At 68.2% G+C, this 22,112-nt stretch carries 20 protein-coding genes and 4 pseudogenes; 10 read left to right on the forward strand and 14 right to left on the reverse strand.

The genetic code is table 11. The features are described 5' to 3' along the window. Positions 1-151 precede the first annotated feature (151 nt). Positions 152-709, forward strand: coding sequence for a DUF3291 domain-containing protein (locus tag OHB49_RS04145; protein ID WP_329157991.1), 558 nt, complete (start codon positions 152-154; stop codon positions 707-709). A 363-nt stretch (positions 710-1,072) separates the two neighbouring features. On the opposite strand, the gene OHB49_RS04150 is transcribed toward OHB49_RS04145, so the two are convergent. The 3 genes from OHB49_RS04150 to OHB49_RS04160 form a co-directional block, all read right to left on the reverse strand. Next, positions 1,073-1,630: a GNAT family N-acetyltransferase gene (locus OHB49_RS04150; protein WP_329157992.1), complete on the reverse strand. Its 558-nt coding sequence runs from the start codon at positions 1,628-1,630 to the stop codon at positions 1,073-1,075. A 315-nt stretch (positions 1,631-1,945) separates the two neighbouring features. Beyond that, the gene (locus OHB49_RS04155; RefSeq protein WP_443079487.1) at positions 1,946-4,606 is read right to left on the reverse strand and encodes a ThuA domain-containing protein; all 2,661 of its coding nucleotides are present in this window, start codon (positions 4,604-4,606) and stop codon (positions 1,946-1,948) included. Positions 4,607-4,698: 92 nt separating this feature from the next. Continuing rightward, the gene (locus OHB49_RS04160) at positions 4,699-7,590 is read right to left on the reverse strand and encodes a carbohydrate-binding protein (RefSeq protein WP_329157995.1); all 2,892 of its coding nucleotides are present in this window, start codon (positions 7,588-7,590) and stop codon (positions 4,699-4,701) included. Positions 7,591-8,090: 500 nt separating this feature from the next. Between OHB49_RS04160 and OHB49_RS04165 the strand changes: the two are divergent. Continuing rightward, positions 8,091-8,258, forward strand: a pseudogene (locus tag OHB49_RS04165) (family 1 glycosylhydrolase); the annotation flags it as partial. A 78-nt stretch (positions 8,259-8,336) separates the two neighbouring features. Here the strand turns inward: OHB49_RS04165 and OHB49_RS04170 are convergent. The 6 genes from OHB49_RS04170 to OHB49_RS04195 form a co-directional block, all read right to left on the reverse strand. Then, on the reverse strand, positions 8,337-9,263 hold the full coding sequence (locus tag OHB49_RS04170; RefSeq protein ID WP_329157996.1) for a PfkB family carbohydrate kinase: 927 nt from the start codon (positions 9,261-9,263) through the stop codon (positions 8,337-8,339). Then, the gene (locus OHB49_RS04175) at positions 9,260-10,249 is read right to left on the reverse strand and encodes a zinc-dependent alcohol dehydrogenase family protein (RefSeq protein ID WP_329157998.1); all 990 of its coding nucleotides are present in this window, start codon (positions 10,247-10,249) and stop codon (positions 9,260-9,262) included. The genes OHB49_RS04170 and OHB49_RS04175 overlap by 4 nt, the downstream gene beginning before the upstream one ends. Further along, a complete protein-coding gene (locus OHB49_RS04180) occupies positions 10,246-11,142 on the reverse strand; it encodes a carbohydrate ABC transporter permease (RefSeq protein ID WP_329157999.1) in 897 nt (298 codons plus the stop codon). Before OHB49_RS04180 ends, OHB49_RS04175 begins: the two co-directional genes overlap by 4 nt. After that, the gene (locus tag OHB49_RS04185) at positions 11,139-12,122 is read right to left on the reverse strand and encodes a carbohydrate ABC transporter permease (protein ID WP_329158000.1); all 984 of its coding nucleotides are present in this window, start codon (positions 12,120-12,122) and stop codon (positions 11,139-11,141) included. The genes OHB49_RS04180 and OHB49_RS04185 overlap by 4 nt, the downstream gene beginning before the upstream one ends. Then, positions 12,119-13,483, reverse strand: a complete 1,365-nt coding sequence (locus OHB49_RS04190; protein WP_329158001.1) for an ABC transporter substrate-binding protein — start codon at positions 13,481-13,483, stop codon at positions 12,119-12,121. Before OHB49_RS04190 ends, OHB49_RS04185 begins: the two co-directional genes overlap by 4 nt. Positions 13,484-13,591: 108 nt before the next feature. Continuing rightward, the gene (locus tag OHB49_RS04195; protein WP_313940801.1) at positions 13,592-14,353 is read right to left on the reverse strand and encodes a DeoR/GlpR family DNA-binding transcription regulator; all 762 of its coding nucleotides are present in this window, start codon (positions 14,351-14,353) and stop codon (positions 13,592-13,594) included. A gap of 266 nt (positions 14,354-14,619) precedes the next feature. Here OHB49_RS04195 and OHB49_RS04200 point away from each other — a divergent pair. After that, positions 14,620-14,811 (forward strand): annotated as a pseudogene (locus tag OHB49_RS04200) (transposase); the annotation flags it as partial. A 14-nt stretch (positions 14,812-14,825) separates the two neighbouring features. Here the strand turns inward: OHB49_RS04200 and OHB49_RS04205 are convergent. Continuing rightward, on the reverse strand, positions 14,826-15,203 hold the full coding sequence (locus OHB49_RS04205; RefSeq protein ID WP_329158004.1) for a hypothetical protein: 378 nt from the start codon (positions 15,201-15,203) through the stop codon (positions 14,826-14,828). A 216-nt stretch (positions 15,204-15,419) separates the two neighbouring features. Between OHB49_RS04205 and OHB49_RS04210 the strand changes: the two genes are divergently transcribed. Both OHB49_RS04210 and OHB49_RS04215 read left to right on the forward strand, forming a co-directional pair. After that, complete coding sequence (locus tag OHB49_RS04210) at positions 15,420-15,698, forward strand: hypothetical protein (protein ID WP_329158006.1); 279 nt, start codon at positions 15,420-15,422, stop codon at positions 15,696-15,698. A gap of 212 nt (positions 15,699-15,910) precedes the next feature. Then, on the forward strand, positions 15,911-16,498 hold the full coding sequence (locus OHB49_RS04215) for an Imm21 family immunity protein (RefSeq protein WP_329158008.1): 588 nt from the start codon (positions 15,911-15,913) through the stop codon (positions 16,496-16,498). 54 nt (positions 16,499-16,552) lie between these two features. Here OHB49_RS04215 and OHB49_RS04220 read toward each other — a convergent pair whose 3' ends face one another. After that, positions 16,553-17,194 (reverse strand): class I SAM-dependent methyltransferase, encoded by a 642-nt coding sequence (locus OHB49_RS04220; protein WP_329158010.1) that lies wholly within the window; start codon positions 17,192-17,194, stop codon positions 16,553-16,555. Positions 17,195-17,319: 125 nt separating this feature from the next. Here OHB49_RS04220 and OHB49_RS04225 point away from each other — a divergent pair. Together OHB49_RS04225 and OHB49_RS04230 are read left to right on the forward strand one after the other, a co-directional pair. Then, positions 17,320-17,553 (forward strand): annotated as a pseudogene (locus OHB49_RS04225) (CorA family divalent cation transporter); the annotation flags it as partial. Between the two features lie 188 nt (positions 17,554-17,741). Beyond that, complete coding sequence (locus tag OHB49_RS04230; RefSeq protein WP_052190233.1) at positions 17,742-18,110, forward strand: SAV_915 family protein; 369 nt, start codon at positions 17,742-17,744, stop codon at positions 18,108-18,110. A gap of 146 nt (positions 18,111-18,256) precedes the next feature. Here OHB49_RS04230 and OHB49_RS45780 read toward each other — a convergent pair whose 3' ends face one another. From OHB49_RS45780 to OHB49_RS04240, 3 genes are all read right to left on the reverse strand, one after another. Beyond that, positions 18,257-18,841 (reverse strand): hypothetical protein, encoded by a 585-nt coding sequence (locus OHB49_RS45780; protein WP_443079488.1) that lies wholly within the window; start codon positions 18,839-18,841, stop codon positions 18,257-18,259. Positions 18,842-18,878: 37 nt separating this feature from the next. Then, positions 18,879-19,016, reverse strand: coding sequence for a hypothetical protein (locus OHB49_RS45785; RefSeq protein WP_443079489.1), 138 nt, complete (start codon positions 19,014-19,016; stop codon positions 18,879-18,881). A gap of 208 nt (positions 19,017-19,224) precedes the next feature. After that, on the reverse strand, positions 19,225-20,565 hold the full coding sequence (locus OHB49_RS04240; RefSeq protein WP_329158015.1) for a helix-turn-helix domain-containing protein: 1,341 nt from the start codon (positions 20,563-20,565) through the stop codon (positions 19,225-19,227). 206 nt (positions 20,566-20,771) lie between these two features. On the opposite strand from OHB49_RS04240, the gene OHB49_RS04245 reads away from it, so the two are divergent. The 3 genes and pseudogenes from OHB49_RS04245 (at position 20,772) to OHB49_RS04255 (ending at position 22,085) form a co-directional block, all read left to right on the forward strand. After that, the gene (locus tag OHB49_RS04245; RefSeq protein ID WP_329158018.1) at positions 20,772-20,918 is read left to right on the forward strand and encodes a hypothetical protein; all 147 of its coding nucleotides are present in this window, start codon (positions 20,772-20,774) and stop codon (positions 20,916-20,918) included. A gap of 399 nt (positions 20,919-21,317) precedes the next feature. After that, complete coding sequence (locus tag OHB49_RS04250; RefSeq protein ID WP_030980556.1) at positions 21,318-21,863, forward strand: hypothetical protein; 546 nt, start codon at positions 21,318-21,320, stop codon at positions 21,861-21,863. Positions 21,864-21,894: 31 nt separating this feature from the next. After that, positions 21,895-22,085: pseudogene (locus tag OHB49_RS04255) on the forward strand (CsbD family protein). Positions 22,086-22,112: the final 27 nt, after the last annotated feature.

Consider the following 22,112-nt stretch of genomic DNA (forward strand, 5'->3'; position numbering starts at 1 on the left):
GTCTTCGGCGATCGCCCACGGTCGCACAGGAGTTCCTTCAGTCTGAGCCACCCGCGACGGGATGAGTCGGTCACGCCCCACGAACCCTCGCCCCCATGCGTAAGCCACCGAACCGGGTCCGTGCCAGGCAGCCCCAACCAGGGAGAGACGCATGCCCCATCTTGCTCTGTACACATTCGGCGTCCTGAAGTCACCTCTCGCCGATCCCGCACCTCTCACGCGCGAGTTCTACAACATTGGTGAGGCCGTCTACCGGAAGATCAGTCAGCACCCCGGGTACCTCGCGCGTGCTGAAGTGGCAGACGGTGACCGGGGCATGCTCTTCGGGGCGGACTGGGGTGCATGGGGAGAGTTCGCCGTACCGACCTGGTACGGCAAGGGCCATACGGTGGATACCACCGCTCTGGCCGCGACACTCTCACTCTGGACCGACCTGCGCCCCGCCTTCGATGCCGTCTACACCGGTCTGCACCGTGAGGCGCTGAACAGGCGTTACGACTGGTTCGAGAGGACAGGGCACCCGAATTACGTGTGCTGGTGGGTCTCCGACGGCGTGATACCCACCTGGCGGGACGGGGTTTCCAGGCTGGAACACCTCCACGACCACGGCTCCGCGCCGCACGCCTTCACCTTCCACCACTCATTCGCCCCGGACGGAACTCCGACCAGGATCAAAGGCATAGGGCCGAAGAGCGACCAGGTTCGCTGACAAGGAAGCCTGAACGACCGGGTTCGCTGTCAAACGCACGCACCGTTCAAGCAGGCTCGATCGGGCTTGAGCGGTAGCCCGGGACACCGGTACTGCCGCTCGCCCTCGCTGCTAATTAAGAGCTGCGATCAGGATCGCTACAGTACGGGCGTGCAGGCGGGCCCCCGGTCGGGCTGTGAACTCCGCGTCCAGCCAGGAAGGCCGGATGTGACCCTAGCCAACCTGCCCCTCACGGGGCTCCGGAGGACTCCGTCGGCCGGCCTTCCTGGCACCCGTAATGTGGGATATGCGGCAGGTTCCTCCGGGGGGCAGGGAAGGGCCGTCGAGCGGTGGTCCCGTGGATCCGCGCTGTCGAGCAAGAGCTCAAGCGGGCGGCGTGACCGAAGACCACACGCCGAACCACTGCTCGGCGCCGTACGCCTCGAATCGCTCCAGCTCGGTGAACCCGAGCTTCGCCGCGAGGCGCATCGAGCGGGCGTTGGCGGTCTGGGTGTAGAGCACCACCGGCTCACCGGGAAGCGCGCCGGCGAACCAGTCGAGTGCCGCTGCGCACGCCTCGGTGGCGTACCCGCGTCCCCACGCCTCCGGCAGGAACAGGTAGCCGAGCTCGGTCTCCCCGGCCTCCAGGCGGTTACCTGGACGCTCGGGATCTTGCGGGTCGAGCTGGATTGTGCCGATCGTCGCTCCGTCGAGCTCGACCACGAAGAAGCCAGGGCGCCGCCCGGGTACCTCGGGCACCGTGCGTTCGAGCTCGGCACGCGGTCGAGGGCCACCGAGGTAAGTGCCCACCTCCGGCGAGGCGTTCAGCTCGATGACCGCCACGCGGTCCCGGGCCTCGGACTCGCGGAGTACCAGCCGCTCCGTCTTGATCGGGGCAGGTGGCCAGGCGAGGGCTCTGTGGTCGGCTCTGTGGTCGGTCATGCCAGCCAACCTAACCAGCAGGCTCAGAAGCGATCAATACTCGCCGACCGATCAACCCACCGGCCCGCGGCCTCACCCTCACCAACAGAGCCGGGCCCGACAAGCCAAGCTCCCTCCTCACCGATTGGTGTCCACTCCTTGCCCCACCCTGCGCTCACGCGCTCAATCTCGGGGGCGAACCTTCACGACAGCCAGGCCCTGATCCCTCTCGTGCAAGGGATACCGCCGATCCGAACGGGCCCCGGCGGTAAGCCGGGGCCCCTCCTGTGGGACCGCTCGGGCGGTCCCCGCGTGGGATATCAACTGGTCACGGCATCAGCGCACACGCCGTGCGTCGAACTGGCCCACCCAGTACTTCGTACGGTCGAGATAGACCGTCTCCGCCTCGGTCCCGGTCTTCCCGTACGCGCCGGAGAAGGTCTGGTAGCCGAAACCGGCGGGCGGGTTGGCGGCGGCGGGCTCGATCGAACTGCCCTCGTGCCACTCGTTGAAGGAGGTGACGGAGACCCAGGTGGGCGATCCGCCGATGGCCGGGTCGAGCGCGTTGTTCCACTCCTTGTCGTAGGTGGCGCCGTTGTCCCGGCCGAGTGTGGGTGTGGTGTTGCCCGGTACCGCGCGGTCGTCGATATAGCCGGGTGCCACCGAGGGCGCCCAGATCAGACCGTTGGCCTTGGCGTAGTCGCCGGCCTGCTTCCAGCCGGGGGCGGTGGCGCCCGCGATGCCGTCGTAGGTGTAGAGCCCCGAGAAGTGCGCGATCTTGGAGGTGTCGGTGGTCTGAGCCAGGACAGTGTTGTTCTGGGTGACCTGGTCGAGGGCGGCCCAGTCCGTGATCCTCAGGCTCTCGAAGATGTAGAAGGCGGGGCGGTTGTTGTGTTCGGCGTCGCGGTAGTAGGCGGGATGGCTGCCGTAGGTGGAGTTGAGGTACTGGATGTCGGAGACGACGGAGGCCGCGGTGCGCCCCGCGTACGGCTCGATGTGCCAGGCCACCTTGACGCCCTGCTGCTGGGCGGCGTCCAGCACGCCCTTGGCGAGGGTGTCCTCGTAACCGCCCCTCCCCCACCAGCTGTAGACGATGACACCAGCGCCCGACTGCTTGACCCACCGCATGTGCTGGTCGACGGCTCCGGCGAAGTCACCGGAGTCGTAGGCCCCCAGCTTCGGGTAGAGGTCGGCGCCGATGTCCTGCGGCGGGGTGCGGCCGCCCTGCTGCCAGTGGCGGTAGCTGCCGTTCTTCACCGGGCTGCCGTACCACGGGTAGTAGAAGAGATGCACATTGGACGACAGGGCGGCGGTCACCGCCTGCTTCTCCAGGGTGAAGGTGTCGATGTCGAAGAGGGAGCCGGCCCCGCCGGAGAAGGTGAGGAAGACCGGTCCGGTCGGGGTGCCGGTCAGCGCGGTGGAGACGGTCCGGAAGTTCTCCCAGCCGCCGGTGTTCGGTACGGCCAGTGAGCCGAGCACCGGTCCGGTGGCTGATCCGGAGCGTACCTGGACGGTGCCGCCCGAACCGCCCGAGGAGACCTTCGCGGTGAACGTCTTGGTCCCGGTGAGCGAGGCCTGTGAGTAGCCGGCCCAGTCGCCGTTCTCGATATAGCCGAGGGTCCTGCCGCCGCTGGCGGAGACATGGTCGGCGGGCTGCACCCCGGAGGACGAGGTGTACGACTCGCCCTCGAAGGTCGACGGTGTCGTGCCGGTGCCGCCGAGTTCCTTGATCCGGATGTTGCGGAAGGACACGTCGTCGCCGGTGCCGTGGTTCTGGATGCCGATGTAGCCCTCTGCCAGGGACCGGGCGGGGTCGGTGTTGGTGAAGTCATTGATCTTCACACCGTTGAGGAAGACCTGGAGCCGCTCCCCCTCCACCCGGATCTCGTATCCGTTCCACTCCCCCGGCGAGTTGAGCGCGGCGTCCCGGGCGGCGATGTCGGCAGACTTGAAGCCGTAGACCGCACCCGTGGTTCTGTCGGCGGCGTCGGTGGCGTCGATCTGGATCTCGTACCCTTGGTTCACCGCCGAGTTGGGGTCGTCGGAGGCGGGGAAGCCCACGAAGACACCGGAGTTGTCGTCTCCCTGCATCTTCCAGTCGAGCTTGAGGGAGTACCCGTTGTACTCCTTCGCGCGGTACCAGAAGAGCCCCATGCCGCCCTGCGAGGAGAGGGTGGCGTCGGTGTCGGTGAAACTGCCTGGGCCGGCCTGCGACCAGCCGGTCGTCGAGCCGTTGTAGAGCGGGGTGTAGCCGCTCTCCGCCCGGCAGTCGGCCTTGGCGAAGCCCGCCGCGTACCGGATTCCGCCGAGGAGCAGGGAGCGGAAGGCGGGGTCGGCGTACGACTCGGTGGTGTGGCCGAGACCGGTGTAGAACGACCGGCCGCTGCCCTGGGCGTGGCACCAGGTGATGGGGTGGTCGCCGCTCATCTCCCCGCCGCTGTAGCTGCTTTCGTCGAGACTCTGCAGCACGCGCACGTTGGCCCGCGGATTGGTCCGGTAGTTGTACCACTCGTCGGTCCTGGACCAGGTCTGGCCGAGGTGGGCCGTGGCCGCGTGGGCCCGGTCCTCGGTCTTCAGCGTGGCCGGCTGGATCGCCGGGTGGCTCTTGAACCAGGCGCCGACGAGTTGCTCGTACTGCGGCCAGTTGTACTCGGTGTCGGCCGCCGCGTGGATGCCGAAGTAGCCGCCGCCTCCGTCGACATACGCTTGGAGGGCGGACTGCTGGGCGGCGTTGAGTACGTCGCCGGTGGTGGAGAGGAACACCACCGCCTTGAAGCCGGCCAGATTGGCCGGGGTGAAGGCGGCGCCGTCCTCGGTGGCCGTGACGGTGAAGTTGTTGGCCGCGCCGATATCGCGGATGGCCTGGGTACCGGCCGGAATGGAGTCGTGGCGGAAGCCCGCCGTCTTGGAGAAGACGAGCACCTTGTAGGCGGGGTCGGCGGCCTGTGCGTTGACGGCCGGTGTCAGGAACGCCCCGATGAGGGCGAGGGCGGCCACGAGGGCCGAGGCCAGAGCCGATGGTATTCGGCGTCGGCCGGCGGACGGTCGGTGTGGGGTCTGATGTAACATCACGGTCCCTTTCCCGCCCTTCACTTGGTGAGGGTGAGGGTGTCGATGTCGAACAGGGAGCCCGCGCCGCCGGTGAAGGAGAGGAACAGCGCTCCGGAGGCGGCGGTGCCGGTCAGGGCGGTGGAGACGGTGGTGAAGGTCTCCCAGCCGCCGGTGGGCTGGACGGCGACGGAGCCGAGCAGGGCGCCGGTCGCCGATCCTGATCGGATCTGGATGGTGCCTCCCGCGCCGCCCGAGGAGACCTTCGCGCTGAAGGTCTTGATCCCGGCCGTGGGAACGGACGCGTACCCCGCCCAGTCACCGTTCTCGATGAAGCCGAGCGTCTTGCCGCCGCCGGCCGGGGCGTGGTCGGCGATCTGGACGCCCTGGGACGAGGTGTACGACTCCCCCTCCACCGTCTGGCCGGTGGCACCGCTGCCGGTGGTGAAGGTGAAGGCGTCCACGTCGAAGAGGTTGCCCTGTCCCGTGGGGCCCTTGAAGACGAGGAACAACTCCGTTGTCCCGGCGGGCGCGTTTGCCAGGTTGGCGGAGACGTCGGTGAAGGTCTCCCAGCCGCCGGTCACCGGTACGGTCATGGTGCCGAGCAGGGTGCCGGTGGCCGATCCGGTGCGTACCTCGATCGTGCCGCCGACGCCGCCGGAGGCAACCCGGGCCGTGATCTTGTTCGTGTTGCCCACCGCGTAGGGCTTGAAGGAGATCCAGTCGCCGTTGTCGGTGAAGCCGACCGTGTTGCCGCCCTCGGCGGGGCCGTGAGCGGCCACCTGGATGCCGGACTGGGCCGAGAAGTGTTCGGCCTGCCGGTGGCGGGGCTGGAGGACACGGACGCTGTGCGTGGTCAGTCCGGCGCCGTCGGTGTACTCGGCGTCGAAGACACCGTAGAGGTTGGCGGCGCTGTCGTGCTCACCGTCGGTCGGCACGGCGATCGTACCGGTGCAGCCGCTCTTCGAGGTGATCGCGTGACGGTGCTCGTCATGGCCCAGGAGATAGGTGACCTTGACCTTGGCGCAGTCGATGGCCCCGTCCTCGGGGTCGCTGACGGTGACCGAGAAGGGCACGGTGTCGCCGAAGGAGAACAGCTCACCGTCCTTGGGGCCGGTGAGATTGACGGTCGGCGCCGTGTTGCCCGCCGTCACCACCAGGCTCGCTGTGCCGGTGAGCCCCTCCGGGTCCCTGACCGTCAGGGTCGGTCGGAAGGTCCCCGTGGTGGTGTAGGTGTGCGACGGGTTGGCCGCGGTGGACGTGGAGCCGTCGCCGAAGTCCCAGGAGTAGGTGAGGGCTTTGCCCTCGGGGTCGGAGCTGCCCGCCGAGGAGAACGCGACGGTGAGCGGGGTCGGCCCCGAGGTCTTGTCCGCCGCCGCGACGGCGACCGGATTGCGGTTGCTGCCGCCGACGTACTCGACGCGATAGAGGGCCTGGTTACTGGCACCGGTGCCGTAGTCGAGGACGTACAGCGCGCCGTCCGGGCCGAATGCCTGGTCCATGACCTGGGTGCCGGTCCAGGGGAAGGCATCGATGACGCCGGGGGTGCCGTCGGCCTTCACCTCGATGGCCTTGATCCACTTCCGGCCGTACTCACCGGCGAAGAAGCGGCCGTCGAGGGACTGCGGGAACTTCACATTCGAGTTCAGGTTCGCGTCGTAGCGGTAGACCGGTCCGCCCATGGGCGATTCCGAGCCGCCGCCGAACTCGGGCGGGGATCCGGCGTCGCCGCCGTACCTGATCCAGCTCGGCTTGGCCGGGGGCAGCGTGGCCTGACCGGTATTACGGAAGGAGTTGTTGGCCGGGCCGCCGGCGCAGTTGTACTTCGCCCCGGTGGGCCCGCTCGGGAAGGTGTACTCACCGTAGGTCTCGGTAGCGGTGTTCGTACCGGTGCAGTACGGCCAGCCGTAGTTGCCGGGTCCGGTGATGCGGTTGAACTCGACCTGGCCGGCGGGTCCGCGCCCGCCCCCGTCGGTGCCCCCGGCGTCGGGTCCGTAGTCACCGAGGTAGACGATGCCGGTGGCCTTGTCGACCGACATCCGGAAGGGGTTGCGGAAGCCCATCGCGTAGATCTCGGGGCGGGTCTGCGCCGTACCGGAGGCGAAGAGGTTACCGGCCGGGACGGTGTAGCCGCCGGCGGCCGTGGGCTTGATCCTGAGGACCTTGCCGCGCAGGTCGTTGGTGTTGCCGGAGGAGCGCTGGGCGTCGAACTGCGGGTTCCGGTCGGTCCGTTCGTCGATCGGCGAGTAGCCGCTCGACTCGAACGGGTTGGTGTCGTCACCGGTGGTCAGATAGAGGTTCCCGGCGGCGTCGAAGTCGATGTCCCCGCCGACATGGCAGCACTGACCTCGGTCGTTGGGCACTTCGAGGACGATCTTCTCGCTGGCCATGTCGAGGGTGCCATCGGTCTTCAGGGTGAACCGAGAGAGATTGAGATGACCCTTCCACGGCTCGAAGGAGGCGGCGGAGCCGGTGACCGGGGCGTCGCCTGCCGGGGTGTTCAGCTTCGGTGAGTAGTACAGGTAGAGATAGCGGTTGGAGGCGAAGCCGGGGTCTGCCGCTATGCCCTGGAGCCCTTCCTCGTCATGGGTGTAGACGTCGAGCTTCCCGGCCGTCTTGGTGTTGCCCGCAGCGTCCGTGAAACGGACCGTGCCGTCGCGGGCGGTATGTACGACCGCGCGGTCCGGCAGCACCGCGAGCGACATCGCCTCGCCTAACTCGGCTGGCCCGAGGGCCAGTTGTACTTGCTGGTAGTCGCCCGCCGGAATGGCCACGGGGGCGGCGGGCGCCATGGCGGCGGAATCGGGGACGGGGGCACCGGCCGCGGGGCCGGTGACGGCACCGCCCGCGACGATCAGCGAGAGAACGGAGAGCCATCTCGACCATGTCCGCCTCCGTTTCGGCGGCCCTGACAGTGCTGACGGTCCAGACATGGAGCTTCCTTCCTGACCTGGTGGGGGGCGTGAGTCAGGCATGCGGGCACGCGAAAGCACGCTGCCGTCTCACTGGTGGCGAAGCCTGCGTATTCGGGTGATGTCCCGTCACCCATGGCTTGCGGTGGCACCGTTTTGGCGGAGTGTTTCGATGAAGCATCAACGGATTGCGAAATCTCGCGAGAGTTTTGCATGCTGGCAACGGCGCCATAATTTGTCAAGGTCGTGTCAAAATCCCGGTCGCGCCCATCGGTGCGTGTTCGGACACCCCCCGGGCGCCCCCGTCGGCACGCGGCGCGAAGTGGCTGACCCACTCACCCTTTGGGAGGAAGCACCTGGTGTCCCCGCTCCCCCGGCGTCCGGCCTCCGGTGTGCCGGAGAACGTGCGGCACGCCGTCGAGACCCGTGCTACCCGCGGCGGGTTCCCCCGGCTACTGCAGGACCGTCCCCGAACCTGTCCATCTCCCGACAACACCGAGTACGGGAAGGTCAACCTGGGCTTCGCCTGGTCCCTGATGGATGACTTCGAGTGGGCCTACGGCTACGGGAAGCGGTTCGGTCTGGTCCACGTCGACTACGAGACGCAGGTCCGCACCGTCAAGGGCAGCGGTCACCGTTACGCCGACGCCATCCGCGCGGCGGCGACACGGAGCAGCAAGGCCGCCTGACCGGGACATCTCGCATGCCGGAGCCACCGCCCTGTCCGGAGAAGGGCGGTGGCTCCGACGTGTGGGCGGCGCCGCGTCTCAGGCCCGGTTGGGCACCGAGGGTTGCGTGCCGGACTGGGCCACGACCGAGGCGGCCACCTGGGAGGCGAAGCGCAGCATCGCCTCCGCCCGCTCCCTCGGCAGAGCCGAGGCACCGCCCGCGCGATGGGCTCCGCTGCCGACGAGCCAGCTCAGTACGCCGGCCATGAAGGCGTCGCCGGCGCCGATGGTGTTGACCACGTCGACCGGGACCGCCGGCACGGACACCGGTTCACCCGACCTGGTGTAGGCCGTGCTGCCGCGCGCGCCGCGGGTCAGCACCACGAGCCGGCCCTCCCCGGCCAGGGTCCGGCACGTCTCATCGGGATCGGTGTCCGGCCAGAGGTGGACCAGATCCTCGTCGCTCGCCTTGACGACGTGTGCCAAGGCGCACAGTTCCCGCAGCCGCTCGGCGCCGGCCTCGGGATCGAGCGTGCGGTCCTCGCGGACGTTGGGGTCCACGACGAGTACCGACTGCCCGGCGCCCGCTCGTGCGGTCGCCGCCACGGCCTCGGCGGCCGGTTCCACGACCGCGGCGAGACCGCCCACGTACACCGCGCCGAACCGGCCCACCTCCGAACTGCGGTCCTGAATCCGGAAGGTGGCCGTGTCCTGCAGATGGAAGTGATAACCCGTGCCCCCCGGGCCCGGGTCAGCGACCGCGAGCGCGGTGGGCAGCGGGGAGCGTGCACACAGGCCGAGTTCGGCGCCTGCCGAGACCAGCCTCTCCTCGATCGTACGGGCGAAACCGTCACCGCCGAGGGCCCCGGCGTACCAGCTGGGAGTGCCCAGTCCGGCCAGACCGGCCGCGACATTGGCCGGCGCGCCTCCTGGCTGGGCCAGGTGCGTGCGCGGGTCCTGTGCGGACGGCACCAGGTCGATGAGAGCCTCTCCCATCACCAGGACGGCGCCGGGGCCTCCTGTCACGGCTCGACCACGATCTTGCGCCCCTGGCCCGCCTTGAACTTCTGCAGCGCCTCGGGGTACTGCTCCAGTGACATCCGGTCGCTGATGAAGACCGAGGGGTCGAGCAGGCCGGTGGCGAAGAGCGCGGCGGCGCGTTCGTAGCTGTGCAGTACCGCCATGGAGCCGGTGATGGTGATCTCCTGGTTGTAGATCTTGTACGGCTCGATGACGGCGGTCGTCGCATAGTCGGCGACTCCGAACTGCAGGAACGTTCCGCCCTTGGCGACCCGGCCGAGACCGTCCTGGATTGCTCCCGCGTTGCCGGTGGCGTCGATGACGACGTCCCACCCCCGTTCGGTCTCCAGCTCGTCCGCCGAGGCGGCGGAGCGTGAACAACCCAGCTGCGCCGCGGTCTTGAGCCGCTCCGCGTTGATGTCGAGGACATCGACGCCGGCGGCGCCGGTGTGCTTGGCGAGTTCGAGCATCATCAGACCCATGGTGCCCGAGCCGTAGATCAGCACCTGGGCGCCGAGCGTGCTGCTGAGCACGTCGTAGCCGCGCACCGCGCAGGACAGCGGCTCGATCAGTGCCGCGTCCTTCACATCGATGTGCCCGGGGAGCTTGACGCAGTTCGCGACGGGTGCGACGGCGTACTCCGCGGCTCCGCCGGGCTTGCTGACGCCGATCGCATTCCAGCGCTCGCACAGGTTGCCACGGCCGATACGGCAGTAGTGACACTCGTGGCAGTACAGCGAGGGATCGACGGCGACCAGGTCGCCCAGGGCCAACTCGTTGACGTCGGTGCCCAGTCCCACGATCTCACCGGCGAACTCATGGCCGGGGATGATCGGCAGGGTCGGCGCGAACTCGCCCTGGAGGATGTGCAGATCGGTACCGCACAGCCCGCATGCCGCGACCCGGACGACGACGTCACGGGGGCCCGGGGTCGGATCGGGAACCGTCGTCACAGACACTTTGCCGACGGCCTCGACGATCGCTGCCCTCATTTCACAGCTCCAAGAGAAAGGCCCTGAACAAGCTTGTCCTGGGCGGCGAAGCCGGCGGCGAGCACCGGCAGGGACACGACGGCGGACGCCGCGCACAGCTGGGCGAGGAAGAGTCCCTGGCTGGTCACGAACCCGGTCAGGAAGACGGGCGCTGTCTGCGCCGTCACCCCGGTGAGCACGCGGGCGAAGAGCAGCTCGTTCCAGCTGAAGATGAAACAGATCAGTGCGGTGGCGGCGATGCCGGGGGCGGCGATCGGCGCGACAACCCTGGTGAGGATGGTCGGCAGCCTGGCGCCGTCGACCTGTGCCGCCTCGATGATCGAGACCGGCACATCGGCGAGGAAGGACTGCATCATCCAGACCGCGATCGGCAGATTCATCGAGGTGTAGAGGATGACGAGCAGCCAGACGTTGTCCAGCATGCCGATGTTCTTCGCGAATAGGTACACCGGCAGCAGTCCGGCGACGACCGGCAGCATTTTCGTGGAGAGGAAGAAGAACATCACGTCCGTCCACTTCTCCACTCGCTTGATGGACAGCGCGTACGCGGCCGGTAGCGCGAGCACCAGCACGAACAGCGTGGAGAACACGGAAGACGTGAGGGAGTTGATCAGCGGCGGCCAGGGGCTCGCGCCGCTTCCCGTGCCGAAGAACGCCCGGTAGCTGTCGAGCGTGAGCGGCGCAGTGAGCGACGGCGGATTGGTCGCCGCGTCGGGCTCCGAGTGGAAGGAGGTCAGCAGCATCCAGATCGCCGGGAGGCAGAAGACGATGCCGACGACCCAAGCCAGCAGGCCGAGCGAGGCTGAGCGGCGCCTGGCACGGCGCTCGACGGGAGCGGCATGCCGGGTCGCGGGAGCGGCCTTGGGGGCGTCGGTGGCGGTCGGAGTGCTCATGAGCGGCCTGCCTCCTCAGTGAAGAGGGACGAGACCACACGCAGGGCGAACGTCGCGATCACGATTGTGCCGATCACGACAACCACTCCGGCCGCGGACGCCAGTCCGTATTCATGAGCCTGGTAGAAGGTCTGATAGACGGTGTACGGGAGGTTGGCGGTGCCGAGGCCCCCCGCGGTGATGGTGAACACCGCGTCGAAGTTCTGCACGATGTAGATCGAGCCGAGCAGGATGCCCAGCTCCAGGTACCTGCGCAGATGCGGCAGGGTCAGGAAGGCGAACATCTGCCAGGCGTTGGCGCCGTCGAGACGGGCCGCCTCCATCATGTCCATGGGCCGGCTCTGCAGCCCGGCGAGCAGGATGAGCATCATGAAGGGCGTCCACTGCCAGACCAGCGCGGCCTCCACCGCGAGCAGCGGCATGTCGGAGATCCAGTCGGGCTGGGCCGGACTGCCGTCGCCGAACAGGCCGGTGACCCACGCCCACGCGCCGTTCAGCAGGCCGTACTCGGGGTTGTAGAGAACGTGCTTCCACAGCAGTGCCGCGGAGACGGGGACCAGCAGGAACGGCGTGATGAACAGGGTGCGTACGAAGCCGCGGCCCATGAACCTGCGGTCGAGCAGCAGGGCGAGGAGCAGCCCGAGCACGACGCTGACGATCACCACGCTCACCGTGAGCAGCACCGTGGTGAACACCGACTCGCGCAGGTCGGCGTCGCTGAACACGGAGCCGTAGTTGGACAGTCCGGAGAACGCCCGCTTGTCGGGAGCGAGCGAGTTCCAGTCGAAGAGCGAAATGAACAGCGTCGCCACGAAGGGAAGTTGGGTGACCGCGATCAGGAAGACCAGCGCAGGCAGGAGGGGGGCACGAGTGGCCCAGTTGCGTACCCTGCGGGAGGGCCCCCGGCCGGCGCGCCGCGTCGCTGTGGGGGGCGACGCGCCGGCCGGGGACACTGACGGGCTACTGAGAGAGGTACTCACTTCTGCTCCTTGCCGACCTTCTCGGCGAGCGCCTGCGAGGTCTTGAGGGCGTCGTCCACCGACTGCTTGCCCGCGATGGCCGAGCTGATCTCCTGCGAGACCTTGGTACCCAGGTCCGTGAACTCCGGGATGCCGACGAACTGGATGCCGATCGTCGGCCGCGGCTGGGTGCCCGGGTTACTCGGGTTCGCGCTGGAAATGGCCTTCTTGGTGACGTCGGCGAAGGCCGAGGCGTCCTTCAGGTAGTCCGCGTTCGTGTAGGTCGAGGCGCGCTTGCCGGCGGGCACGTTGGCCCAGCCGATCTTGCTGCCGACGAGGTTCTCGTACTTCTCACTGGACGCCCACGAGATGAACTTCCACGCGCTCTCGGTCTTGGCCGAGGCTTTCTGCATTCCCCATGCCCAGGTGTAGAGCCAGCCGGAACTGTCCGTCTTGTCGACGGGCGCAGGCACGTAGCCGATCTTGCCCTTGACCGGGGAGTTCGAGGCCTCCAGCGATCCGGCGCCGGAGGTCGCGTCGTACCACATGGCTGTCTTGGACTGCGTCATGCCGTTGAGGCACTCGGCAAAGCCGGACTGCGGGGCACCCGCCTCACCGTGCTCACGCACCAAGTCGACGTAGAACTGCGTGGCCTTCTTGAACTCGGGGGTCCCGAGCTTGGCATTCCAGTCCTTGTCGAACCAGGTACCGCCCATCGTGTTGACCACCGTGGTCAGCGGCGCGATGACCTCGCCCCAACCCGGGAGACCGCGCAGACAGATGCCCTTCATCCCGGGCTTGGCACCGTCCGCCTTGGCAGCGAGGTCGGCGACCTGGTCCCAGGTGGGCTTGGCGGGCATCGTGAGGTTCTTGTCCGCGAATACGTCCTTGCGGTACATCAGGAAGGACGACTCGCCGTAGAACGGTTCGGCGTAGAGCTTGCCGTCCTCCGCCGTGAGGGATTCCTGCAACGGCTTGAGGATGTCGCCCTGATTGAACGCCTTGTCCTTGGCGACGTAGTCGTCGAGGGGGTGCAGCCAGCCGTTCTTCGCGTAGAACGGCACTTCGTAGTTGCTGATGGTGGCGACGTCGTACTGGCCGGCCTGGTTGGAGAAGTCCTGGGTGATCTTGTCGCGGACGTCGTTCTCCGGCAGGACGGTGAAGTTCACCTTGATGCCGGTGTCCTTGGTGAAGTTTGCAGCCGTGAGCTTCTGCAGCTCGATCATCTGCGGGTTGTTCACCATGAGGACGTTGAGGGTGTCGCCACCTCCGCCGGAGGAGGAGGCGCCGCCCGCGCCGCTGCATCCCGCGAGCAGCGCCGTCAGGGCGACGCCCGCGCCCACACGCACGTACAGACCACGCCGTCGTAGCTGAAGAGGCATGAGTTTTCTCCTGATCATTTGTCGCGGAGGGGTTGAGAAAGACGTGCCGCTCCCGCCGCCCAGCCGTCCTGGGGAGATACGGAGAGCACACAAGGGGGTGGATCACATTCAGACGCGGATGACCTGCGGTCCGAGGAGTGAGTAACGCTGCGCTTCTGCCGAGGGCAGACCCGCGTCGGTGACGATGGTCTCGAAGTCGCCGACCTCGGCGAAGCGGCAGAAGCTCACCGCACCGAACTTGGTATGGATTCCGACGAAGACCCTGCGCCGCGCGCTGCGCATGGCTTGGGCCTTCACCTCGCTCACGGCCGGGTCCGGGGTGGTCAGGCCGTATTCACGGGAGATGCCGTTCGCTCCCACGTACGCGAGGTCGATGACGAACTCGGAGAGCATGCGGGTGGTCCAGTGGTCGACCGTCGCCATCGTGGATCCGCGCACCCGGCCGCCGAGCAGGAGTACCGCGATCTTCTCCGCGTCGGCGAGTGCGGTCGCCACGGTGAGGGACGCGGTGACCACGGTCAGGGCCCGGTCCAGGGGCAGCGCCTCAGCGATCAGCTGGGGGGTGAAGCCCTCGTCGACGAAAACGGTTTCCGCGTCGCCGAGGAGACCGGCGGCGGCTGCCGCGATCCGAGACTTCTGGGGTACGAGACGGGTCGTCCGGACCGCGAGTGTGCTCTCGAACCCCGCGCTCTCGACGGGGTAGGCGCCACCATGAGTGCGCCGCACCAGACCGTGCTCCTCCAAGGTGTGCAGGTCGCGCCGGACGGTCTCCTTGGCCACGCTGAGTTTCACGGCCAGCGCAGCGACTTCCACTGAGCCGTCACGGCGAGCGATCTGAAGGATTTCTCGTCGGCGTTCGTCTGTGTCCACGACACACTTCCCTGCTCCATGCGGATGAGCACCCGTTCGGGCTCATGCGTCGTTTGTACAAGCAAGAGACCCACTGCCACCAGGCTCTTCGCTACACCGACTGCGCCCGTTCATGCCCGTTCCGCCAAGACCATAGACGCTGCTCACGCGGGTGGATCGGGAGCCTGCGGATCAGATCGCTGCCCGTTTGGGGCCGTGAGAGCGCCCGAACGGAGCCCGAAGAGATGTACGCGGTCGAGCGAAACGGAGCGGGAAATCAGATCCGCCACCATCTCCGGAGAGGCCGTGAAGGAGGTCGCCCGCCCAACTTCGATGCCGAGGCATACAAGCAACGCAACACTGTCGAACGATGCATCAACCGTCTCAAGCAGTGGCGCGGCCTGGCCATGCGAACGGACGAGCTCGCCATCGCCTACCAGGCCGCACTCCACCTTGCCGCCATCCTTATCTGGATCCGCGCTGGCCTGCTCGGTCACCGATCAACCACCCAGCGCGCGTTCGGCGGCCAGGACCCCTTGCTGACGATGTGGTCGACGATCCTGAACGCTTCCTCAAGCGGCACGGTGTCCTCGTCCGGATACTCGTCATGCTGCCCGTCAGAGAGGACGAATCCCTCGCTGGACCCGTCGGCTCCCGGGTCCACGGCGTGCTCGCCGGGATCGCCCTCCCCTTCGAGCAACACCACCATCGCGCGCTCGGTATTGGTCACGAACGCCAACGACCGACCAGAAGAACTGGTCAGCCACGTTTCAAGCAGCCCGTCGGCGATCCTCGCTCGGAGAGTCTGCAGCACCATCTCGGACAACACGGGGACGGTGACGCCGCCATCGATCACCCAGGACTCGATCATGAGCACGACGATCTCACGGCCGGATCTGAGAGACAGGCTCTAGCTGTCCCGTAATCCCTGGCAGGCGCACGACGACAGGTACGGAACCTCGCAGCGTTGTCGGAACGCCCGCATACGCCCCGCACGAGGACACCCTCCGCCTGGCGATGCACCTCATCCGACGCCGCGCGCAGATCCATCAGGAATTATGGGACAGACAGCCGTTACGGTCGAGTCATGGCGCTACGCATGGAATGGTCGATTGAAGGCCCCTTCTCTGGGGCGGCAGGGCAGACCGTGAGCGACGTGCAAGAAGCTGTGTACTGGCTGGACACGTCAGTGATGCGGATCCAGGAGCGCGCGGACCTGCCCCCATTTGAGTCCGATCGGCTCGGCCAGTGCGCGCGGCTCCTGCGCGCCCGGATGCTCGACGAAGCAGACAGTGCGACGTCGCGCGGTAAGCAATGGTCGGCCACCATCGGCCCTCTCAGCATGACGCTCACCCCGACCGGCTGAAAGCCGCAGGCAGTGCGCCGAACCGGTGCGTCATCCAGCCGCCCGGATGCAAAAGGTTTCGCCCGGCACAAAGATCAAGGTTCGGTGGTGGCCCGGGTTCTCCTCCTAAGGGCTGTCCCGTAACTGTGGATCGCCATAGGCCCGGGCCCGTTCCTGCATGGCGTTACTAGGCCGCCGCGGGCGTTGTCAGTGGGCACGGGCACCCTGACGGCATGAGCATCTCTTCGTCTACTGCAGCCGATGCGTCCCACATCTCTCCTGTTTGGGTGGAGTCGATGGGCGGGCCTTTGATCGTCGTCCCCGTCTCCGCGTTGGCTGCATGGCGTGGGGGTACGGAGACCGGGTTCCTGGCGGGAGACGCCACCACTCCAGACGACTACGACCGGGCCTGCGCGGTGGATGATCTGGCCGGTGTGATCTCCGTCGGAGACAACGGTGCGCAGGCACTGGTGCTGGCGGACGAGCCCGCTACCAGCTGCTTTCTACACGAGCACCGAGCCTTCCTACGGTGGCTTGCCGCCGACTCCGAAGCCGAGCTGAAAGCTGCGGCCAGGGCTGTCCTCGCAGATGCGGCCACTCAGTGGGAGGAGTGCGGCACATGGGTGTCGGACGGTCCAGCCACGCTCATGGACTCTGCCGAAGCAGGCGCCGAGCTGGACATCGAGTATCCCGGCGGCGGAATGCCCGCCCAGGCATCAGTCCCGCTGCCCGCCGGCCGCTGGAAGGTCCGTGCCACCCACACCAAGGCGGACGAGGAGAACTGGGTTGGCCTGGTCCAGCTCCTGCCCATCAAATCTTGAACGGGCAGGAGCTTGTCAGCCCTCATATGCGACCGCTTGTCACCAACTCGGCGGCTACTTACGGACGAGGAGCTGGATCCCCGTTGACTCGTGCCCGCTCATGGTATTGACCGTGATGTGCCGGGAGCCGCGGGCTTCGAAATCAGAGAGCAGGGTGGGGAACCACGAGCGGGGGTGGTGGCGGAATACCGCGCCGTCGTCGGTTTCGAAAACGCCGTAGTTGTCGTAGTGGGTGGCACAGCGGTCGTAGCGAATGCGGTTGCGTTCGTCGTTCTGCAGCAAGAAGTCGCTGACGTACAGGGTTCCGCCGGGCTTGAGGACCCGATGAAGCTCAGTGATCAGTCGGTGCTGAGCTTCTTCGGTAGGGATGCAGGTCAGCACGGCGAAGAGCACGGCCATGTCGAAGGCTGCATCCGGGTACGGCGAGAGCGGTGGCTCGTCCAGGACGGTGAAGCGCATGGCGGGGTGGAGGAGACGCGCCCGTTCGATCATTCCTGGCGAAGTGTCCACGCCCGTGAGGTTGTCGAAGCCCTGATGTTCGAGATCTTGCAGGGTGCGGCCGTAGCCGCACCCGTAGTCGAGGATTGCCGCGTGCCTGTTGATTCCGCCTAGCCAAGGTAGGTGGAGCGGGTGTGTGAACGTCTTCGTGGCCGCGGCAGCGTCCCAGTAGGGAATCTGGCTGTCCAGGTCTGCCATGGCGGTTGCCTCCCTGGCGGCCCCGCCCAGGTCGCTCGTGACCATCGACGAGGCCGTCGCTCGAAGTGCTCAACGACCTGACAAGTTACGCCGTCCTAGCGGAGGTCAACAGATCCCGAACCACCCTCCTCGACTCGATCCGCCAGGCCCACCTCGCCCAGGTGACCGTCGCCCAGAACGAGGAGGTGCGATCACAGCCTGGGCCGCGATCATCGGTCCCGACTCTGGTCTGCGGCGTGTACGGCATGAACTTCGACCACACGCCCGAACTGGGCTGGACCTGCGGCTACCCCTTGGTCCTCGGCGTCACCGCCTGCCTCTTCATCCACCGGGGCTTCCGCCGCAACGGCTGGCTCTGACCGTCCAGCGGGTAGCGCGTCGGCGTGGGCATGTATCAACGACCCGCACGGAGTCGGCCGGTTGCCGTCAAGGTCGCGTCAGGGGCGGCCACAGGTGGTGAGCCCGGGGATAGCTTCGTCCTGCGCCCTGGATCGCCTCCCCGCGCCCGGGGACCATCTGTCGGCCACAGTCCTTCAAGGAGCACCCCATGTGCCTGTTCCAGTACGACGACGATCCCGAGCCCGAGGAACGGGACCCGGCCGGATCCCTGTATGTCCCGGTCCGGCCGGGAACATCTGCGATGGTGGCACGCCTCTTCCGCACCCCGCTCGGCGCCCGTACCGCTGTCGGGTTCACCACCCGGGGCCGGCTGACCGCCACGCTCGGAGCGGAGCAGCCTTGGATCCGGCTCTCCGAGTCGACCCTCCGCTCGCTGGCCGAGCCGCTGGGAGCACAGCTGCTGACCGTCGACCCGACACTTACCGCCCCTGCGGTCACCACACCCTCGACCGGCTCGCCGGTGTCCCGTACGGGACCGGCCACCCACGGAGCCGGGCTCGGGGCCCGGACCACCTGACCGTCTCGTATGCCGCGCGCGGTACCCGCCTCCGTGGCTCCGTTCCCCTGGCCGTGTCCCCGTCGAGAGTGCCGCCTGGTGCCCGTTTTCGCTCCAGATCCCCGTGCGGCGGCACGCACCGACCTGTGCGGGCGCGCGCCAGGGGATCACGACACAGACTCTGGCCCGCCCTTCTGGCGTCCGCGGCGCTCGCCGTCCCGGGCGCCGTCTGGGCGGTGGGCAGGGGAGGGGCGCATCTGGGGCTGCGGTCGCGCTGCTGAAGGGCGGCGAAGTCGGCGTGCGCCGTCTCGACGGCCTCCGGGTACGCCTGAGTACGCCTGGGCCTTCTCGTGCTCGGCCAGCGCTCGGTAGATGCTGGAGAGGCTGGGGCTCTGTCCGTTCCGGCGGCCGGTGGGGATGAGCAGGTCGGGCTGGATGCCCTCGACAGTCTCGCCGTTCGCGCAGCGCCGGAGCGCGGTGTGCAGCATGTCGTCGGTGATGACCGGGCGCCGGCCGCCGTAGCTGCCCTTGCGGGCCGCGGTGTCGAGTCCTTCGAGCGTGGCCTCGCGGATGTTCTCGCGCTCGGTTCGGCCATCGCCGCGAAGAACCCGAACAGCAGGCGTCCTGGGCCGCTGGGGTCGTACATCCCCGGGAGGGGTCCGCGGGTCGGCGTAGGTCGTGGTGCCGGCTCCGCCGTCCCAACCGAACTGGCCGATGGGCGCGTAGTCGCCTCGGTATGTGCGCACCGTCATCCCGAAGCCCCCGGCCGCCGACCCGCCCCTGACCGTGTTACAGATGGACGACGCTGCGCACCCATGCCTGAAGGGCGGCTGTCTGCTCGGGCGTGAGACGGTTGGTGGTCATCTGCTCAACGGCCGGCCGGGACAGGACCCGCTCGGTGCCGTGCATTCCGTGGTTGAGCAGCATCCGGAATTAGGCGTGATAGTCGTCGACGGTCGAGTCGAGTCCACCGCCGCTGGGCGGGATCGAAGATGCGCTCGCGCAGGAACGCCTCGAACGACTGGCCGGTGCCCCTGGCCACCACCCGCATCCGCAGCGAGAAAGGCATCCGCTGGGGCGGACGCCCCCTCGAAATCGCAGCCTGGACGACCGGCGAAACTATGCGGTCACAGCGCTAGCTGTCGTAGGGGACCCAGGCACGCTCGCCTGCGTCGTTCGTGCCGTACCAGTAGTGCGGCATTGCCTTGATGCCGGTGGTGCGGAACGGGCGGCCGTGGTCGTCGATGCGGATCGTGCCGGTGCGGCCCTGGGAGGACCAGTCGAGTTCGAGGTACCAGCGGGCGTCGTGGGTCTGTGTCGTCGCGTCGACCAGCAGCACCTCCGGGTCCTCGGCGGAGACGCGGTACGGGAAGTGCGCGGCCGGGATGGCGTGTTCGCTGTCGGCGCCGTCCTTCGGGCGGGTGATGGGGCGGTCGACGTCGAGGTTCACGGTGAAGCGGCGGGGCGTGAGGTCGCCCCCGCAGCCCTGGCCCATGGCGTACGCGCTCCCGGCGGCCGGGTTGCCGCGGCTGACGATGCGGACGTGGAGCGCCTCCAGGACCACGGCCGTGGACGACCGCCCCTGCACCGAGATCTGCACCCTCGTCTGCCGCCCGTGCACCGCGCCCTGCGTCGCCGCCCACGCCCCGGCATCCTGCTCCGCCGGCGGCGCAGGTACCTGTGCGGGCGGCTTGGCGATGACGTAGTCGTGGCCGCAGCCCTTGTCCCAGACCAGGGAGTCGGCGCTCCAGGCGAGGGGCAGGCCGGTGGTCTGATTCGCGGCCGCGGTGGGACCGCTGCCGGTGGCGGACGGGGCGGGGGCCTTGTGACGGCGGCCGGGCGACGCGGAGTTCCGGGAAGGGGAGGGGGATGCGGTGACCGACGCCGCCGAACGGTGGGGTGCGCCGGGGGCGGTCGTCCGCGAGCCCGCGGAGCGGGAGGCGTCCGCCTCGGAGGAGCGCTCGCCCGACAGGGCGGACGTGCTGCGCAAAGTGGCGACCAGCACGCAGGCGACGGCGGTGGACGCCAGGACCCGTCGGCGGCGATACCAGGGGCGGGAAGCGGGCGAGGCAGCGGGCTCGTCCGGGTCGGGGCCGTCCCCGGGCTGCTCCGCGGAGCTGCTCTCCTCGACGAGCGCCCCGTCCCCCCCGTCCGGTGCCGCCGCCTCCGCCGAACCGGCCGTACGCACCTCCTGCCGAGCCGCCATCGCCGACAGCCACAGACGGTGCAGCTCGAGCCGCTCCTGCGGTCCCGCCTCGCAGAAGGCCGCGAGCCGCTCCACGGGCGCGAAGTCCTGCGGCACCGCCTCGCCCGCGCAGTACCGGTGCAACGTGGAGGTGTTCATGTTGAGGCGGCGGGCCAGAGAGGCGTAGCTCCGGTCCGTGCGGTCCTTCAGCTGGCGCACCAGCGCCGCGAACTCCTCGACATCGTCGCGCATCGACACCGTTATCCCGTCGTCCGCCCGCCGATCCTGCATCCCAGGCACTCATATCCCTGCACGTCAGATGGGCCGGGATGGTTCCACCGTCACCAAAAGAGCGGTAGTCGTTGCGCCGGACTCCGGTGACCGCCGATGCTCTTGGTGTCGCACCGGCCAGGGCCGGACGGACCAACCGGCGTCGGGCGACGTCCGACACCCATGCACTGCACTCATGCACTCACCGCATTCACGGGGGGACACCCATGCCCAAGCGCACCCGAGCAGGCGCGCTCCTCGCAATCGCCGTCACGGGTCTGGCCGTGGCGCTCGCCGGCCTGGCCACGGCCGCTCCCAAGGCGCCCAGCTTCCTCGCGGCCGCGGACCTGCCGCCGCCCCGCACCTCGTCCTGAACGGCCGGCAAGGCCACCGTCGGCGTACCGGAGGAGACGGACTGGGACACCTGTCTGCGGACGCTGCCGGGCCACGAGTCCACCCGACACCGCGACTTCGGCACCGACCTCGACACGAACGCCCGCCGGATCACCGTGGTCCTGCGCGCCACCCGTTCGGCGAAGCAGCCGACCTCGTGGCTGAACAAGCACATCACGTCCTGCGCGGCCCGCATCGCCGCAGGACCCGGCCACCGAGGCCACCGGCAAAGCCTTCAAGAAGCTGACCACCAAGGCCGTGGAACGAACTCCACTGACGGCGCCGCGCAGCGCGCGCTCCCGCCACGGGGTAGGGACGCCGCCGGCACCGACGACCACAGCACAGCCCGACCACTCGATCACTCGAAATGGAGAACCGACATGAACAGCAAGACCCGCACCGCCCTCACCGCCGGCGTCCTTGCCGTCGCTCTCGGACTCGGCGCCACCATCCAGGCCTCCGCCGGGACTCCGCGCAGCGTCAGCGGCAAGCCGTCCGAGTCGGCACAGGCGTCCGTCCATGCCCCCGCAAAGGCGTCCACCGCCGCACCGCAGTCGGTCAGCGGCACGCCCGGCCAAGCGGTGACCCGGGTCGCCGACTTCTACGGCGCGTACATCGACGCGAAGGGCGACTACACGGACCCGGACGTCACGCTGGCCACGGCGCTCCGCAAGCACTACCTGACGCCCGACTTCGCCCAGCGGCTGGCGGCCTGGGAGAAGAAGAACGGGGCGGACGGCGTCCTGCACGCCCAAAACGTCCCGGCGCAATGGACGGTGACCGACAACGGCACCGTGGGACACGGCCATGAGGTCATCGTCACCCTGACCTTCGGCAGCGGGGAGACGACGCAGAAGACCAAGCTCTTCGTGCTGGTGGAGCGGTACAACCACATCGTCGACATCGACACCACGAGCGCCCGCTGACGGCTGACGGCTGACGGCTGACGGCTGACGGCTGAGCACGACTGCCAACGAGAAGGCCAAGGCGAAGACCGAGCAGACCGTCGGCAAGGTCAAGGAGACCACCAGCAAGGCCGTGGGCAACGAGCGGCTGACTGCGAAGGGCCGCGCCAAACAGGCTGAGGTCGACGCCCGCGAGCGAAGGAGAAGATCAAGGACGTCGGCCACGACATCGGCCATCGCTGACCCCAGCCCTCACAGATCCAAATGCGT

The sequence above is a fragment of the Streptomyces sp. NBC_01717 genome (assembly GCF_036248255.1).
In the GTDB taxonomy this organism is placed as follows: domain Bacteria; phylum Actinomycetota; class Actinomycetes; order Streptomycetales; family Streptomycetaceae; genus Streptomyces.